Source organism: Chryseobacterium elymi (genome assembly GCF_003385495.1).
GTDB lineage: Bacteria > Bacteroidota > Bacteroidia > Flavobacteriales > Weeksellaceae > Chryseobacterium > Chryseobacterium elymi.
The window spans coordinates 181276-197714 of sequence record NZ_QNUH01000003.1 but is presented as its reverse complement, the minus strand read 5'-3'; the positions used below and the strand labels follow the sequence as shown (position 1 = coordinate 197714).

The following is a 16439-nucleotide window of genomic DNA, read 5'->3' as shown; positions in this document are numbered from 1 at the left end:
ACCGGAAAATGAATGTATTTTTAGTTAAAACAATGTTCCGTTATTATCGGTAGCCATTTGCGGAATATGAAGATCGGTTTTCCATTCCTTGTTCATTTTTTTAATAAAGTAGGCAGAAAGCAGAGGGGAAGCTTTTTCAATATTCTGATGAACAAAGAAGTATACATTCTGCAGACCCTCTTTCTTCCATTTTGTAAGATGTTTCATCCAGTCATCCAGCCTTTCATAGTCGCTTTCGGCGTTGGCTCCTACATATCGGATAAAAGCATTGGGAGTAGTGAGGCGCATATGAAGCATATCTCTTCTTCCTGCAGTGTCCACAATGATATTGGTAATGTTGTTAGCTTCAAAAAGCTCACAGGTTGTGTTGAAAATCTCTTCATCGGTGAACCATTCCGTATTGCGGAGCTCAATAGCAAGAGGAACTTCCTGAGGCCAGTCTTTTACAAACTTCTCCAGCCTGTCATAATCTTTAGGTTTAAAATTATCATGGAGCTGTAAAAAAGCCATGCCCAGTTTCTGATCAAAATTCATGATGGCCGATGCAAAATTGGTTACCGGTTCCGTAACGTCAATCAGCCTTCTGAAATGCGAAACAGTGTTGGTGATCTTTGGGAAAAATTTAAAATTTTCAGGGGTCTTTTCTTTCCAGACTGCTACCTGTTCAGGGGTGGGCATTCCGTAAAAAGTAGCGTTTAGTTCAATAGAATTAAACTGCTTAGCGTAATAAGTCAATTCGTCTTTGGTTCCTTTAGGATAAAATCCCTTGAGATCGGTTTTGTTCCATTTTGCACATCCTATGGAAATATTTTCCAGCCCTTTTTTATTCTGACCTAAAATTTCCTTAGTCCTGGGATGATCTTTAGGAAGTGTAAAATCTATTTTTGAAGGGTCTTCTACCTGGCCGAATTTCATATCTATATTTTTAGGATTAAACTAGTATGACAAATATAAAACAAAAACCATAGAATTTCTATGGTTTTGTAATGCCTTTTATAATTGAATATTATTGTTTTATTTTACTTCTTGTGTTACCATTATGTTCGAAATAACAGAATACATACAGCCTGTAGTTTTTAAATTGACAGTGATAGTAGCCGGAGTGGACCGGTATGCAGTATCACCATAAGGTTCAATGATCTTGCCGTTTGAATCCTTTACAGTTCTTCCTTTTACCGTATAGGTCATCGTTGCTGTTCCTGTAAATCCGCTTGAAGGATTAAAGGTAACAATACCTGTCGTTTTATTATAAGTCCATGTTCCCTGTGGGGTCACTTTTTTACGGTACAGCGTAAGATCTGTATCATTGTTTTTTGTAAAACTGAATGTCGAATAGTCAATATTAGAACTGCTTCCGGTTGGTGGATTTGTAATACTGATAGGGCCTTTGTAGGCTATGTCATTCGTGAAGACCGGAATGTTAACCGGTTGTGACTTACACGTGGAAGCTACATCATCATTTGTGACAGCGGCATAGGGAAGAGTAAGTCTCACATTCCGGATAATATGTTGCTGAAAAGCTCCCCCTGTAGCTGCTGCAAAGCCCAGTTTCAAAACAGCCGGAACTGTTGCATTCAGGGTTTGTGGAGTAGCGGGTCCTTCAACATCCGAAGTATTAAAATCGGTTATCTGAGGATTGGCATTCTCGGTATAAGGTACTGAAGTTTTGTAGTGGTAATAATTGATGACATTCACAGGAGTTCCATTTTGTGTAGTCTGAATATCCACTTTTATATCAAATCCGTCCGTTGTGGTCGGAGTTGTGAAATGAGGAATTAGATCCAGGTATACTTTCCTGAATTCTCCGGCGTTGTTTCTGAGGTCAAATAAAGAAGGAAGTGAATTGGAAGTTGGAAGATAGCTTCTGTCAGTTTGCAGGATTCTTCCTACCGCACCTGAGTTGCTTAAGGTAGAACGGGTAACCAATACGGGATATCCGGTATATCCTAATCCTAAACCATTAGTATTGATGGCGGCTCCCCTTGCTCCTCTTAAAGTGACATGGCTTGTTGTCTGGCTCCATGTTACCCCTGCAATACCATTTACTCTGGATTCACCCTGAAAACGCTTCGATTTAAAATTCCCGAACTCATCCAGGGCAATGCCCAGATAAGCCCCGGATAAACCTGCTCTCCTTTGACTTGCATAGGTGTTTTGTGCTCTGTTATAGGAGTATCCGATACCGGCACCAGGTGCTCCAATAGTAGGGTTTGTTACTGCCCCGTCATAAAGGAAAAAAGATAATCCATCTCCATAGGCACCACCTAGAGGTGTCCCATTTTTCATGTCATATTCAAATTCAACATGAAGCCCGTTTACCGAAGTAAAAGTCCTTCCGTTGATAAACAATCCTCCAAACTGGCCTGAGCTGGCAGGAGTAAGCTGTATTCCTGTAGAAGTATGGGAAGCGCTTCCCTGTATCGAAAGTTCTGGTGCCGCAGAAGCATTCATTAATGAACTTGAATAGGAATAAAACCCGTAAATACTTGCTACCTCAGTACTATCTGTCTGTGCATACGCGAAGTTGGTAAACAAAACGAAAATCAGGCTCATCCAAGACAGCCCTTTCAAATTCTTTTTCATAGCTGTTTATTTTACAACAAATACGATGTTGATGAAAGATGCTGAGGTAGCATTTGATAAAACATCATAATTTAATACGCCTGTATTGCTGATGCTGTTTATTTTGAAAACAGAAGTATCATAGCCCGTTACATAATAGTGTAAATCTGTTGCGTTTGGAAAAAACGGAATCGCAGCCGGAGCTGATGTGCTTCTTGCATTTGCCGGGATATTGGAAAACTGGTTTTTATACAGAGTATACAGATCTTTTGTCTGTCCTGTTGCAGGAGTCGTCGTGTCAAAAACTACGCTCGGCATGTAAAAGAACTTAGCAACATACGGAGAAAGACATACCCAGTCCGGAGCGGCAGGCGTTCCTACATTTTGACTGATACATTTTTTGTTGGTATCAAAAATAACGAGTCCTGTTGCTGGATTGGTAACTGTTGCTAGATTGCTGATTCTTGGTAAAAGAAGTCCTTTAGAAGTACTTGTAATATCTAAAACTGAGCTTGGATCAGGTGTAGAAGTATTAATACCCACCTGAGCAGTAATGGTACAAAAAGCCATTACCAAAATTAAAGTAATAATCTTGTGCATTTCGAAATAATTTTTTTGTGTTGTTTTTTTGTACTATTAGCAAACTTCTTGCCAATAGTAATTGTTTAATTAAATATTTGTTATTTTATATTATAGATAAAATTTGTTCATATTCATCATTTAGCATTTGTGCAGGGCTATTGTATGTTTTACTCTGTTTATACATTTTAGTATTCATATATTTTTATTTGTGTTTCTTATGAATACCTTATTTCTTTGTGTGATCTGAAAATGAATTATTATATGTTTTAATAAAACTCAAATAATTATTTTTCTTGCTGATTTATTATTAAGTGCTTTAATTTGAAATCTGTATTTTTTTAGTGAATTTTTAACAAATGTAATATAAAATTATTAAAAATAATAATTGAGAATTGACCCGGTAAGCACTTGATTCACTATTTGGTGAACGTTAAGTGGATATTTTCAGGATTAATGAAGGATTAATGAGAAGTTTTGTTTTTTTAATCGAGTGTTAAAATTCGTTAAAATTTTGATATAAATAAAAAGCACACTTTTAGTGTGCTTTAATATTTGGTAAATGTTATTACAAATTGCTATGCCTCACAAGCTGAACACGTCACAAAATTGACCATCATTTCTTTAGAGACAGAAGAGCTTCTTTGGTAATAAAGAGTTTTTACTCCTTTTTTCCAAGCCTCGATATAAAGGTAATTGACATCTTTTACAGGCATTGTAGATGGGATCTGTAAGTTCAGAGACTGAGCCTGATCAATATATTGCTGTCTTTGAGCCGCCTGGGAGATAATTTCCATAGGAGAAATCTCTTTGAACGTTTTGAATACAGCTTTCTCTTCGTCTGTCAGCTCTTTAAGATGCTGTACAGAACCATGGTTCAGCATGATCGTTCTCCAGGTTTCTTCATTATCAAGACCTTTTTCTTCCAGTAGTTTTGCTAAATATTTGTTCTTACGCATAAAGTTTCCTTTGGCAAGGCCGGCTTTATAATAGTTGGATGCAAACGGCTCAATTCCAGGAGAAGTCTGTCCTAAAATTGCAGAACTTGAAGTAGTAGGAGCAATAGCCATTGTAGTGGTGTTTCTCAACCCATACCCTTTTAACAGTTCTGGTTCACCGTAGATGTTGGCTAATTCTCTTGAAGCAGTTTCTGCCTGTTCTTTGATGTGTTTGAAAGCCCTCGCGTTGAATTGAGTTGCCTCAAAGCTTTCAAACGGGATCATATTTTTCTGTAAATAAGAATGGTATCCTAAAACGCCCAATCCAAGTGCTCTGTGACGCATTGCGAAGTTTCTGGCTCCCTGCAGGTAATAGTTTCCTTCTGTTTTTTCAATGAATTCGGTTAAAACAGCATCCAGGAAATAAACAGCTAATTTTACAGCATCAGTATCTTTCCATTCGTCATACAATTCCAGATTCATGGAAGATAAACAGCAGATGAAAGATTCTTCTCTGGTAGAAGGAAGCATGATCTCAGAGCAAAGGTTACTTGCATTGACAGGCATTCCCAGATCCTTATAAACCTGAGGTTTGTTTCTGTTCACATTATCGGTGAAGAAAATATACGGAAGACCTTTCTGCTGGCGGCTTTCAAGAACTCTTGCCCAGATTTTACGCTTATCCATATCCCCATCGATCATATCCTGCATCCAGTAATCTGGAACGCAGATCCCTGTAAACAGGTTCTGAATAGGGCTCCCGATATCTTTGATTGATAAGAACTCTTCAATATCGCCGTGGTCAATATCCAGATAAGCAGCAAAAGCACCCCTTCTTACCCCTCCCTGAGAAACTACATCCATCGCTGTATCGAATAACTTCATGAACGAAACTGCTCCTGAAGATTTTCCGTTATCAGTTACAGCAGTTCCTCTGTTTCTAAGCTCTCCGAAGTAGCCGGAAGTTCCGCCTCCGATTTTCGTCTGCATAATAACTTCACCCATTTTATGGGTAATTCCTTCAATACTGTCCGGAATGTGAACATTGAAACAAGAAATAGGAAGACCTCTCTGTGTTCCCATATTCGCCCAGACAGGCGATGAGAAACTGATCCATCCTTTGGTGATCATTTCTTTGAAAGCAGGCTGTAGTTCCGGCTTGTATAATTTTTTTGCGGCTGCAGTAGTAATCCTGTCGATGGCTCCGTCCACAGTTTCCCCTTTTAACAGATATCCTCTGTTCAGCATCTGCTCAGACTCCTCGTTGAGCCACCATATATTTGAATTTTGTTCTTCCATAGATGTTATATTTTCGAATTCCGGAGCAGTGTTTGTGCTCCGGAATTTTGTTGCTTTTTATATTGATTGTAATATGTCCACTTTGTGCGTACCGTTCAGTCCGCTTTCATCTCTTAATCTTTGAAACTCCTTAAAAGAAGGTATATTCAAAACCTCATGCTGAACTTCTTCATTGATGTAGTTTGAATAATGTAAAAAAGTAACGCCGTCTTCTTTTACATACACCTTATATTCAAATGTCTCCTGATCCAGATTTTTAAAATCATCCAGAAACTTTTGAATATGGGTTTTGTTTTCTGAAACGTATTCAGGCTTTACGGTGTAGGTTACGATTACATTGATCATTTTGTACTTTGAATTATTTTGTCATTCCGGGGAATGAAGAAACTTTATTTGAATAAATACTTCGATAGACTCAGTTTGATACTGCTAATACTAGCTGCTGTGATGTTTGTTTCGCTCACGCTACATTTATTTACTTAGATTAAAACAAATCGTTCGCCGTAATACTCTTATCATGTTTTGTATAATCTACCGGTCTTTTGGCAAAGAAGTCATCCATAGAATTCGCAAAAACTTCCTCTTCAAACCATTTCATTGGACGGTATTGCTCAGGAGAAACGTTGTAACGGGTTTCCATATCGATTTTCTTTAAACTGTCATCTACGCGGTACTTCATGAAGTTTAAAAGATCTTCTTTTGAGAAAACGCTTAATTCTCCCAGTTCGAAGATCCAGTCAAGGATTTCACTTTCCAGCTCAATGGACTGATCTACCAGGGTGTAGATGTCTTCAATATCTGAATCTGTCAACAGATCAGGCTGTTCTTCACGGATTTTATTGATCAGATAGATTCCTGCATTGGCGTGAATCTGCTCGTCAACGGATGTCCAGGCGATGATATTGGAAACATTCTTCATATACCCTTTGAATCTTGTAAAAGAAAGGATGATCGCAAATTGTGAGAAGAGCGATACGTTTTCGATCAGGATGCTGAATAATAAAAGAGAAGATACATATTCTTTAGGTGTTGTAGAATTGGCGTGCTTCAGAACGTTGGACAGGAAGTCGATTCTCTTTTTCACGGCAGGAATTTCTATAACATTCGTAAATTCTTCATTATAGCCTAACACCTCTACCAATCGGGAATAGGCTTCAGAATGGCGGAATTCGCATTCTGCAAAAGTAGCTCCAAGGCCGTTGAATTCAGGTTTTGGCAAGTGATTGTATAGGTTTCCCCAGAATGTCTTTACAGACACCTCGATCTGTGCAATGGCTAAAAGTGCATTTTTCACAGCGTGTTTTTCGTGCGGCTCTAACTGCGAATGAAAATCCTGAACATCTGCAGTAAAATCCACTTCCGAATGCACCCAGAACGATTTGTTGATCGCCTCTACAAACTGAAGAACCTCAGGGTATTCAAATGGCTTGTAACTTACTCTTTTATCGAAAATTCCCATATTAAAATAGCTTTAAAATTAAATAATCTGCATCACTGTGGATAACGTTGAAGTAATGCTTAACTTCTTGTATGTTTGGTATTTACATAAGAAACATATTCACATTCATAAGTGTCGGTTTCTTGTAAAGAACTAATGACAAAGTTCGAAAAAAAGAACTGATTTTGAAAGGGGTAAATACTAATTGGCTGAGTTTTAACTGTAAAAGTTTTCCACATTTACATGAAACCAGCACGGATAATGGCTTAGACGGGGGTATGAGTAAAAAATAAATGAAAAATTAAAGTTACAGTTAAACACTTTTTCTTAATATACTATAAATAAAGGTTTAATCAGTTAAACAATAAAATATTCGAATAAATTATTGTTCTTGTAACAAATTGAAAATAACATCTACTTATTGGGTATAAAACAAGCATCACTTCATGTTAGTAATTCAGGATTTACATAAGTCATACGATACGGGGAAAAGCAAGCTGCACGTTCTTAAGGGGATTAATCTTAATATTTCCGAGGGCGAGTTTGTTTCTATTATGGGAAGTTCCGGTTCCGGGAAATCTACGCTTCTTAATATCATCGGCATTCTGGATGAAAAAGATTCGGGAACTTATGAGCTGGATAATGTTCCGATTGAGCATCTGTCTGAAGTGAAAGCTGCAGAGTACAGGAGCAAATTTCTGGGCTTTATTTTTCAGTCTTTTAACCTGATCAGCTATAAAACAGCCTTGGAAAATGTAGCGCTTCCTTTATATTATCAGAATGTTCCAAGAAAAGAGCGTAACCAGAAAGCATTGGAATATCTGGAAAAAGTAGGTCTCGGACAATGGGCAGGCCACCTTCCCAACGAGCTTTCAGGAGGACAGAAGCAGAGGGTTGCGATTGCAAGAGCCCTGATCACAGATCCTAAAGTAGTTCTGGCCGATGAGCCAACCGGAGCGCTGGATTCAAAAACAACGCACGATATTATGAAGCTTCTTCAGGATATCAATAATGAAGGAAGAACCATCATCGTTGTCACCCACGAACCGGACGTAGCTGCACAAACGAAAAGAAACGTAATACTGAAGGATGGCATCATAGAAAGTGATGAGTTTATCAAGCAGATTGTTTTGTAAGTGAATGTGAATGGTGAATTTTGCTTCGCAAATCAATTGTGAATGTTGGGGTTATTAGTTTTAATAGAAATTAAGTAATAATAAGGAACACACAAATACAAATGAATAAAAATAATTATGTTTTTAAATCTGAACCATTATAAACTTGATGTTTATCAATCGGCCAGACAGTTAAGAATCGAATGTTATAAAGTATTATCTGAGATTCCGGATAGTGAGCGTTTTAATCTTACAGACCAGATACGCAGAGCTTCAACTTCGGTAGTTTTAAATATTACGGAAGGATGTTCCAGAAGATCGGAAACTGAAAGGAAAAGATATTTTGAAATAGCCAGAGGCTCCGTGATAGAATTGGATTCCTGTTTTGATTTAGTTATAGACTGTAATTATATCAAAAAAGAAGAATTAGTAAAAATTGAAAATTTAATAAAAACAACATTTATCTTACTAAGCGGAATGTTGAAAAAGAAATAGAGAAAGTGAATTGTCAATTAGAATAATTTATTTAAAAACAATTGACAACAGGGTTAATTGACTTCGGAGAAAATTCACAACGCAGTTAATTGACTTTTTACAAAGTAAAAAATAAAAACTATGTTTGACCTAGATCGTTGGCAGGAAATATTCAGTTCTATTCGCAGTAATGTATTGCGGACGGTGCTTTCGGGGTTTACAGTGGCTTTGGGGCTTTTTATTTTTGTTGTTCTTTTCGGAATAGGAAAAGGGCTTCAGAATGCCTTTACCGAAGGTTTTGCAAGAGATGCACAGAATCTTATCACGATCTATACCGGTAAAACCACGCTGGCCTATAAAGGACTTCAGTCTGACAGAACGGTCACGATGGATAATGAAGATTATGATTTCCTGATCAATACAGATAAAGAAAAAGTAGGTGATGCCAGCCCAAGATATACCACAAGTTTAATGGTAAAATACGGAAAGGAAAGCGGTACCTACCAGATCAACGGGGCGGAACCGGGAGAAAAGGTTATTGAGAACAGGAAGATGCTGGAAGGGCGCTATCTTTCGCCTATGGACCTTGCAAGAAAACAGAATGTAGCGGTGATCGGAAGGATGGTTCAGCGTGACCTCATCAAGAACGGAAGTCCGGTGGGAAAAGACCTGAATATCAACGGAACCATATTCAAAGTAGTAGGAGTATTTTCCGATGACGGAGGAGACTGGGACGAAAGACATATTACCGTTCCTATTACAACCCTTCAACAGATGAAAAAAGGTTCGGATACCGTATCTACCGCATATATTGCCTATAATGAGAAATTAACGCCCCAGGAAGCTATAAAATATGGTGACGAACTTAAAGACCGTTTAAAAGCCAGAAAGAATGTTGCTCCTGACGATGAAAACGGAGTCCGTGTGTGGAATAATGCCCAGAATATGAATGAAACCTTCCAGTTTATGGCCGTGCTTACCCTTATTGTAGGCTTTATCGGACTGGGAACCCTGCTGGCAGGAATTATCGGGATCAGTAATATCATGGTGTATATTGTAAAAGAAAGGACCAAGGAGATCGGTGTACGTAAGGCTATTGGAGCCAAACCGAGAAGTATAGTAGCTCTTATTGTACAGGAAAGTGTTGTGATAACGGTAGTTTCAGGAATTGTTGGAGTAGCAGTAGGCGTATTGGCGCTTAGTTTAATAGGGGACAGCCTTGAAGAATATTTCATCAAAAGTCCGAGTGTAGGGTGGGGAACCATTTTTATGGCATTTATAGCTTTGGTGTGTTCAGGGCTTATTGCAGGGTTCGTTCCGGCATATAGAGCTTCCAGAATCAAACCGATAGAAGCACTTAGAACCGAATAATGATATACTTATGATAATTAGAAAGAGATGATAAAATAAGCTTATCAGTTTTAACATTCATCATTCATCAATTATCATCTATCAATTATATAGTATAAACTTATAACTCAAAGAAGTGAACATTTTATTTAAAAAAGATACTTGGCAGGAAATTTATTATTCATTGAGGAATAATAAGCTCCGCACGTTCCTTACCATGATTGGTGTAGGCTGGGGAATGTTTTTGTATGTAAGTCTTCTTGGGGCGGCAAAAGGAATGGAAAATGGTTTCGATAAGCTGTTCTCCGGATTTGCGACCAACTCTATTTTTCTTTGGGCTCAGAAAACCTCTATTCCATATGATGGATTCCCGAAAGGAAGAGAAGTTCACCTCCAGTTATCAGATATGGATATGCTGAAAAGAAAAGTGACTGCTATAGATTATATTTCCCCGCAGAATGCCAGAGGAAGCTTTACCGGAACACCCGGTGAGTCCATGTCGAGAAACGGTAAAAGCGGTACCTATTCTCTTACGGGGGATTATGCGGTAGGAAATAAAATTTCTGAGAAAAAACTTATTTTCGGACGCTATCTTAACGATGCTGACATTATGGGAAATAAGAACGTAGTGGTGATTGGAGAAGAGATCTACAAGAACTTCTTTGATGCCAAGAAAAAAGAAAACCCAATTGGAAAACAGGTGAATATAAAAGGCATATTCTTTAATGTAATTGGTGTTTTCAGAGTAAAAAAAGGAGGCGGTTTTGAAAATGACCGTACTGCATTTATCCCTCTTTCAACCTATACAAAAATGTATAATGCAGGAGAACAGATTGATATGTTTGCTATCGTAAGCAAGCCCAATGCCAACGTTAATGGAGTGGAAGAAAATGTAAAACAGGTGCTGAAGACTAAAAATAAAGTATCTCCCGAAGATACCAATGCATTCGGAAGCTTCAACTTAGGAAAAGAATTTAAAAAGCTGACAGGTTTCCTTACAGGGATGCAGCTTTTAACGATCATTGTAGGAACGCTAACTATTCTTGCCGGTGTAATCGCTATCTCGAATATCCTGCTGATCACTGTAAAAGAAAGAACCAAAGAAATCGGGATACGGAGAGCTTTAGGAGCAAAACCGGCTGAGGTAAGAAACCAGATCCTTCTCGAAAGTGTTGTCATTACGCTCTCTTCCGGAATTCTCGGATTCATGTTTGGGATATTTGTCCTGATCATTTTAAATGCAGCCACCCAGAACCAGGATGAATTTCCGTTCTACAACCCGACTGTAAATTATGGGAACGTATTTGGAGCCATGGCAGTAATGGTAATTCTTGGTCTGATTATCGGGATGATCCCCGCACAGCGTGCAGTAAAGATCCGGCCAATTGAAGCCCTGAGATCAGAATAGTAATATGTTAATTTGAAAATAAAATAATTTGAAAAAATAATGATTGGCTTTAATGTTTAAATATTTAAATCCTTTCAATTAATTTTCTCCTTTTAATCGTAAAAAATAAACTAGATATATGAAAAAGAAATTCACTTGGAAAAAAGCCATTTATATTGTACTCGGGCTTTTATTTGCAGTGGCATTGTTCTCCGGGATCGGGTATCTCGTGAAATCAAATTCTAAAGAAAGTGAAGCTTTCCTGACCAGAAAACCAAAGTACCAGGACATGGAAGATAAGGTGATGGCGACAGGGAAAATCATTCCGAAAGAAGAGATCGAGATCAAGCCGAATATTGCAGGAATCATTGATAAAATTCTGGTAGATGAAGGAGATAAGGTAACAGCAGGACAGCTGATTGCTACAGTGAGAATTATTCCTAATATTGCTGATGTAAACAATGCTCAGCAGGAAGTGTTGAACTCTCAGCTGCAGATCAGCAATGCGAAAATGAATGTAGATAATATGCAGAAGCAATATTCCATGCAGGAGAAACTGTATAAGCAGGGCGTTATTTCCAAGCAGGAGTACTTGAACTCTCAGCAGCAATTGTTTTCCCAGCAGCAGACCCTTAGAAATGCCAATCAGCAGCTGGCTACAGCTCAAAAAAGATTACAAATCGTAAAAACGGGAGCTACTCCGGAACTGCAGGGTCTGGCAACCACACAGATCCGTTCCAAAGCAGCGGGGACTGTTCTTGAGGTTCCTGTAAAAGTAGGAAGTCAGGTAATCGAGGCCAACTCATTTAATGCAGGAACAACGATATGCTCTATTGCAGACCTTAATTCTTTGATCTTCCAGGGAGAGATCGATGAAGCTCAGGCAGGAAAGCTGAAGCAGGGGATGGATATGAAAATCGTGATTGGTGCTCTTCAGAATAAAACATTCCCCGGAAAACTGACTATGATTGCTCCTAAAGGAAAAGATAATTTGGGAACCATAAAATTCCCGGTAGAAGGTGATGTGAACAATCCTAACAACGAATACATCAGAGCGGGATTTTCTGCCAACGGAGAAATTGTCCTGAAATCTGAAAAAAATGCATTGCTGTTGGATGAATCACTTATCCAGTACGAAAAGAAAAACGGGAAAGATACTCCTTTTGTAGAAGTGAAACAGCCGGATGGTAAATTCAAAAAAGTATATGTAAAATTAGGAGCCAGCGACGGGATCAATGTACAAATCCTTTCAGGCCTTACCAAAGACTCTGAAGTGAAAGTATGGAACCCTTCCGATAAAGACAAAGAAGAGCTGAAAGAAAAGAAAAAATAGTAAACGATCACTATATATTTAAACTGTAAGATCCTGGGAATTTATTCTCAGGATTTTTATTTTAATTGTTCAAATTGATGTAATGGATATTTTTAATAAATTGTCTTACAGGAAACAGTAACCACATAATCTCATAACCATGAAGAAAAGCTATCTGATTCTCTTTTTCTTTGTTATTATAAAGTTCATTCTACAGTATTCTCTGATCAGCTCCGAATATGAGTTACATAGAGATGAATATCTCCATCTGGATCAGGGTAACCACCTTGCCTGGGGATATCTTTCTGTACCTCCTGTGAATTCATGGCTGGCCTGGCTGATAAAAATAATCGGAGGTTCCGTATTTTGGGTAAAATTTTTCCCCGCGCTCTTCGGAGCATTAACTATTGTGGTTGTCTGGAAGATTATTGAAGAACTTCAGGGAAATTTATATGCTAAAATTCTGGCTTCAGCGGGGATTCTGCTTTCGGTGCTTCTCCGTCTCAATATGCTTTTTCAGCCGACTTCTCTGGAAGTATTGCTATGGACACTTATCTATTATGTCCTGATCCTGTATTTTAATTCCGAAAAAGTAAAATGGCTCTACCTTGCTGCAGTAATCTTTGGGATAGGCTTTTTGAATAAATATAATATTGTTTTTTCCGTATTGGGAATTATTCCCGCTATTTTATTGACCAAGCAAAGAAAGGTCTTTGCTCAGCCACATCTTTACGGTGCGGGATTATTAGCCGTATTGATTATGCTGCCCAACTTACTGTGGCAATATAATAACCATTTTCCTGTTATCCACCATATGAAAGAACTTGCAGAACGTCAGCTTGTTCATGTTGATCGGTTTGATTTCTTTAAATCCCAGATTCTTTTCTTTATAGGTTCAGTTTTTATGATCATAGCGGGATTTTATGCCCTGCTGTTTTATAAACCGTTTGAGAAATTCAGGTTTTTCTTTTGGGTGTATGTAGTGACAATAGCTCTGTTTGTATTTTTCAGGGCTAAAGATTACTACACCATCGGTCTCTATCCCGTTTTTATAGCATTTGGGTCTGTTTTTCTTGATCATATTTTTGAGAATGGCTGGAAAAGGTTTCTCAAACCAGTCTGCATTCTGGTACCTGTTCTTTTGTTTCTGCCTTTGTATCAGGTCGCTTTTCCCAATAAAAGTCCTGAGTATATCGTCAGCCATCCTGAGAAGTATAAAAAAATGGGACTGTTGCGTTGGGAAGATGGTAAAGATCATGCATTGCCCCAAGACTTTGCCGATATGCAGGGATGGAAAGAGCTTGCTCTGAAAGTAGATCAGGAATATTCCAGATTATCCAAATCCGGTCATACTTTGGTGCTCTGCGATAATTATGGACAGGCAGGTGCTGTTAATTATTATTCAAAGAAAGGAGTACAGGCAGTTTCCTTTAATGCAGATTATATCAATTGGTTCGACCTGAATAAAAAGTATAATAACCTCATTCGCGTCAAAGAATTTTCTAAAGATGAAGATGAGCTGAAAGAAACAGGCCCTTATTTTAAAAGTTCCAAAGCGGCTGATTCCATTGTGAACAAATTTGCCAGGGAAAAAGGAACTGTCATCTTTAGTTTTGAAGGAGCTAAAATTGATATCAACAAGAAAATTCAAAATGAAATTGATGAAATGAAATGGTAATATTAACACTTAATTAACTAGAGCATATCACTTCAGATCGTGAAATATTTTCTAATTTCGCTGTAATTGCGATGAACCTATGAAATCACTGTCTAAAATTCTATTGTTATCCTCTGCGCTGTTATTTTTTAGTTGTACCCCTCAGAAAAAACCGGAGAAAGCTAAAGTGGTGTACAAAACAGATAATCTGTCCATTATTCAACTGTCAGATGGTATCTATCAGCATGTATCCTATTTAAATACAGACTCCTTTGGAAAAGTAGAATGTAACGGAATGATTGTGAAAAATGGAAATGAAACCGTAATCCTGGATAGTCCTACCAATGATAAAAGTACAGAGGAATTGATTTCATGGATCAAAAACAGCCTTCATTCAAAAGTGAATGCAGTTGTCGCAACACATTTTCATGACGACTGTGTAGGCGGTCTGAAAGAATTTAATAAAAACAATATTCCGTCTTATGCTAACAATAAAACCATTGAACTGGCAAAACAAAATGGAGCAAATGTTCCCGGCCATGGATTTAATGATACCATCACTCTGAACGCCGGAAAATATAAAGTTTTGGTGAAATACTTTGGAGAAGGCCATACAAAAGACAATGTAATTGCCTATATTCCGGGTGAAAAAGCAATGTTCGGAGGCTGTCTGATCAAAGAAATGGATGCTACAAAAGGATATCTTGGAGATGCCAACGTTCAGGCCTGGTCCCAAACCGTTGAAAAAATAAAAGCCCAATACCCGGATGTCAAACTTATAATTCCGGGACACGGGGAAACAGGTGGAATAGAGCTCTTGGACTACACCATAAAATTGTTTGAAAATAATTGATTCGCAGATCTTATTCGCAATAAATATATGGGCTTACAGCTGATTTTAAATTTTATTAAGTTTAAAATCAGCTGTTTTCTTTTTTTTAAATCTTCATTAGTATGATAAAATAATAATGCAACATTATTGCACTAATGGAATTTTATTTTAACTTTGTAATACAAAAGTGATAGAAGAACAAACTAACAGCCCATATTTAATAAAATGAAAAATTTCGAGGTTATTATCATAGGAGGAAGTTATGCCGGATTATCAGCAGGAATGTCTTTAGGAAGATCATTAAGAAATGCTCTGATCATCGACAGTGGGAAACCATGCAACAGACAGACGCCCCACTCGCATAACTTTATTACGCATGACGGACAAGCACCAAAGGAAATTGCTGATATTGCCAGGAAACAGGTTGAAGCATATGAGACGGTGAAATTTCATGAAGGGTCCGTTATAAAATTGAGGAAAACAGATGAAGGATTTGAAACAGAAACCTCTGCCGGCGAAAAGTTTTACGCTAAAAAGCTGGTCCTAGCATCAGGAGTGAAAGACATCATGCTGGGTATTTCCGGATTTGCAGAATGCTGGGGTATTTCAGTCCTGCATTGTCCTTACTGTCACGGCTATGAAGTGAGAAATGAGGTGACAGGAATCCTTTCAGATGGAGATATGGCTTATGACTTTTCAAAATTGGTTTATAACCTGACAAAAAATCTTTTTATATTCAGTAATGGTGAATCGGTTCTCTCCAAAGATCAGAAAAACAAACTGGGTCAGAATAATATCAGCCTGGTTGAAGATGAAATTGAAAAAATAGAACACGAAAGCGGAGACATCCGGAAAATCATCTTTAAAAGCGGAAAAGAAATCTCTTTGAAAGCACTGTATGCTAAAATACCTTTTCAGCAAAACATCAATGCCTCCGGAGATCTCGGCTGTGAGCTTACCGAATATGGTTTTATCAAAACTGATTCTATGCAGAAAACCAATATTCCCGGTGTTTTTGCTTGCGGTGATAATGTTACCATGATGAGGTCTGTAGCCAATGCTGTAGCCCAGGGAAATCTTACGGGTGCTGTTGTCAATAAAGAGCTTGCAGAAGAAAGTTTTTAATTATATATTATAAATTGGTGCCGTCCCTGCAGAAATTTCTGTAGGGATTTTTTAATCAAAGTTTTGAGGCTAAAATGTATTATCGTAATATCACGTTTTCTGATATGGCTGTTTATTAATATTCTTCCTCAAAAAATGATGATTGGTAATTTCATCGCAGGCTTTTGTAGATGTTATCGGCCCTTTGGTAGAAGCTCCTGTATTGATCTTATTACTGAAAGCAAGTTTATATTTAAAAAGAAGCTATAGACTGAAGTGAAAAAGTCACAATTGATGGTAAATTGCTGCATAATACCTGAAATTTTATTCCCAAATCAGACTTTAGGATAAAGAAATCTTACAGGAAATTCCGTACATTTGGGGTGAAAAAT

Annotated in this window: 14 protein-coding genes and 1 pseudogene; 9 read left to right on the top strand and 6 right to left on the bottom strand. The window is 37.8% G+C overall.

All coding sequences use genetic code 11. The features are described from left to right. Nucleotides 1-24: 24 nt before the first annotated feature. The 6 genes from DRF60_RS04770 to DRF60_RS04745 form a co-directional block, all read right to left on the bottom strand. On the bottom strand, nucleotides 25-915 hold the full coding sequence (locus DRF60_RS04770) for a DUF72 domain-containing protein (RefSeq protein WP_116010967.1): 891 nt from the start codon (nucleotides 913-915) through the stop codon (nucleotides 25-27). A gap of 99 nt (nucleotides 916-1014) precedes the next feature. After that, nucleotides 1015-2583, bottom strand: a complete 1569-nt coding sequence (locus DRF60_RS04765) for a hypothetical protein (protein WP_116010966.1) — start codon at nucleotides 2581-2583, stop codon at nucleotides 1015-1017. Nucleotides 2584-2589: 6 nt separating this feature from the next. Further along, nucleotides 2590-3162, bottom strand: a complete 573-nt coding sequence (locus DRF60_RS04760; protein ID WP_116010965.1) for a hypothetical protein — start codon at nucleotides 3160-3162, stop codon at nucleotides 2590-2592. Between the two features lie 557 nt (nucleotides 3163-3719). Then, nucleotides 3720-5387, bottom strand: a complete 1668-nt coding sequence (locus DRF60_RS04755) for a ribonucleoside-diphosphate reductase subunit alpha (protein ID WP_262510864.1) — start codon at nucleotides 5385-5387, stop codon at nucleotides 3720-3722. A 48-nt stretch (nucleotides 5388-5435) separates the two neighbouring features. Beyond that, nucleotides 5436-5723, bottom strand: a complete 288-nt coding sequence (locus tag DRF60_RS04750) for a hypothetical protein (protein WP_116010963.1) — start codon at nucleotides 5721-5723, stop codon at nucleotides 5436-5438. Nucleotides 5724-5862: 139 nt separating this feature from the next. Continuing rightward, the gene (locus DRF60_RS04745) at nucleotides 5863-6837 is read right to left on the bottom strand and encodes a ribonucleotide-diphosphate reductase subunit beta (RefSeq protein ID WP_116010962.1); all 975 of its coding nucleotides are present in this window, start codon (nucleotides 6835-6837) and stop codon (nucleotides 5863-5865) included. Nucleotides 6838-7262: 425 nt separating this feature from the next. On the opposite strand from DRF60_RS04745, the gene DRF60_RS04740 reads away from it, so the two are divergent. The 9 genes and pseudogenes from DRF60_RS04740 to DRF60_RS21860 all read left to right on the top strand — a co-directional run. Next, on the top strand, nucleotides 7263-7952 hold the full coding sequence (locus DRF60_RS04740) for an ABC transporter ATP-binding protein (protein ID WP_111956536.1): 690 nt from the start codon (nucleotides 7263-7265) through the stop codon (nucleotides 7950-7952). Between the two features lie 117 nt (nucleotides 7953-8069). Then, nucleotides 8070-8426, top strand: coding sequence for a four helix bundle protein (locus tag DRF60_RS04735; RefSeq protein ID WP_116010961.1), 357 nt, complete (start codon nucleotides 8070-8072; stop codon nucleotides 8424-8426). A 120-nt stretch (nucleotides 8427-8546) separates the two neighbouring features. Then, the gene (locus tag DRF60_RS04730; protein WP_116010960.1) at nucleotides 8547-9776 is read left to right on the top strand and encodes an ABC transporter permease; all 1230 of its coding nucleotides are present in this window, start codon (nucleotides 8547-8549) and stop codon (nucleotides 9774-9776) included. 115 nt (nucleotides 9777-9891) lie between these two features. Continuing rightward, nucleotides 9892-11163 (top strand): ABC transporter permease, encoded by a 1272-nt coding sequence (locus tag DRF60_RS04725; RefSeq protein WP_116010959.1) that lies wholly within the window; start codon nucleotides 9892-9894, stop codon nucleotides 11161-11163. A gap of 118 nt (nucleotides 11164-11281) precedes the next feature. Continuing rightward, a complete protein-coding gene (locus DRF60_RS04720) occupies nucleotides 11282-12475 on the top strand; it encodes an efflux RND transporter periplasmic adaptor subunit (protein ID WP_116010958.1) in 1194 nt (397 codons plus the stop codon). Nucleotides 12476-12614: 139 nt separating this feature from the next. Then, nucleotides 12615-14132, top strand: coding sequence for a glycosyltransferase family 39 protein (locus tag DRF60_RS04715; RefSeq protein ID WP_116010957.1), 1518 nt, complete (start codon nucleotides 12615-12617; stop codon nucleotides 14130-14132). A 79-nt stretch (nucleotides 14133-14211) separates the two neighbouring features. Then, nucleotides 14212-14964, top strand: a complete 753-nt coding sequence (bla, locus tag DRF60_RS04710) for a subclass B1 metallo-beta-lactamase (protein ID WP_116010956.1) — start codon at nucleotides 14212-14214, stop codon at nucleotides 14962-14964. Nucleotides 14965-15168: 204 nt separating this feature from the next. Continuing rightward, nucleotides 15169-16068, top strand: a complete 900-nt coding sequence (locus DRF60_RS04705) for an NAD(P)/FAD-dependent oxidoreductase (RefSeq protein ID WP_116010955.1) — start codon at nucleotides 15169-15171, stop codon at nucleotides 16066-16068. A 151-nt stretch (nucleotides 16069-16219) separates the two neighbouring features. Further along, nucleotides 16220-16327: pseudogene (locus tag DRF60_RS21860) on the top strand (arsenical-resistance protein); the annotation flags it as partial. Nucleotides 16328-16439: the final 112 nt, after the last annotated feature.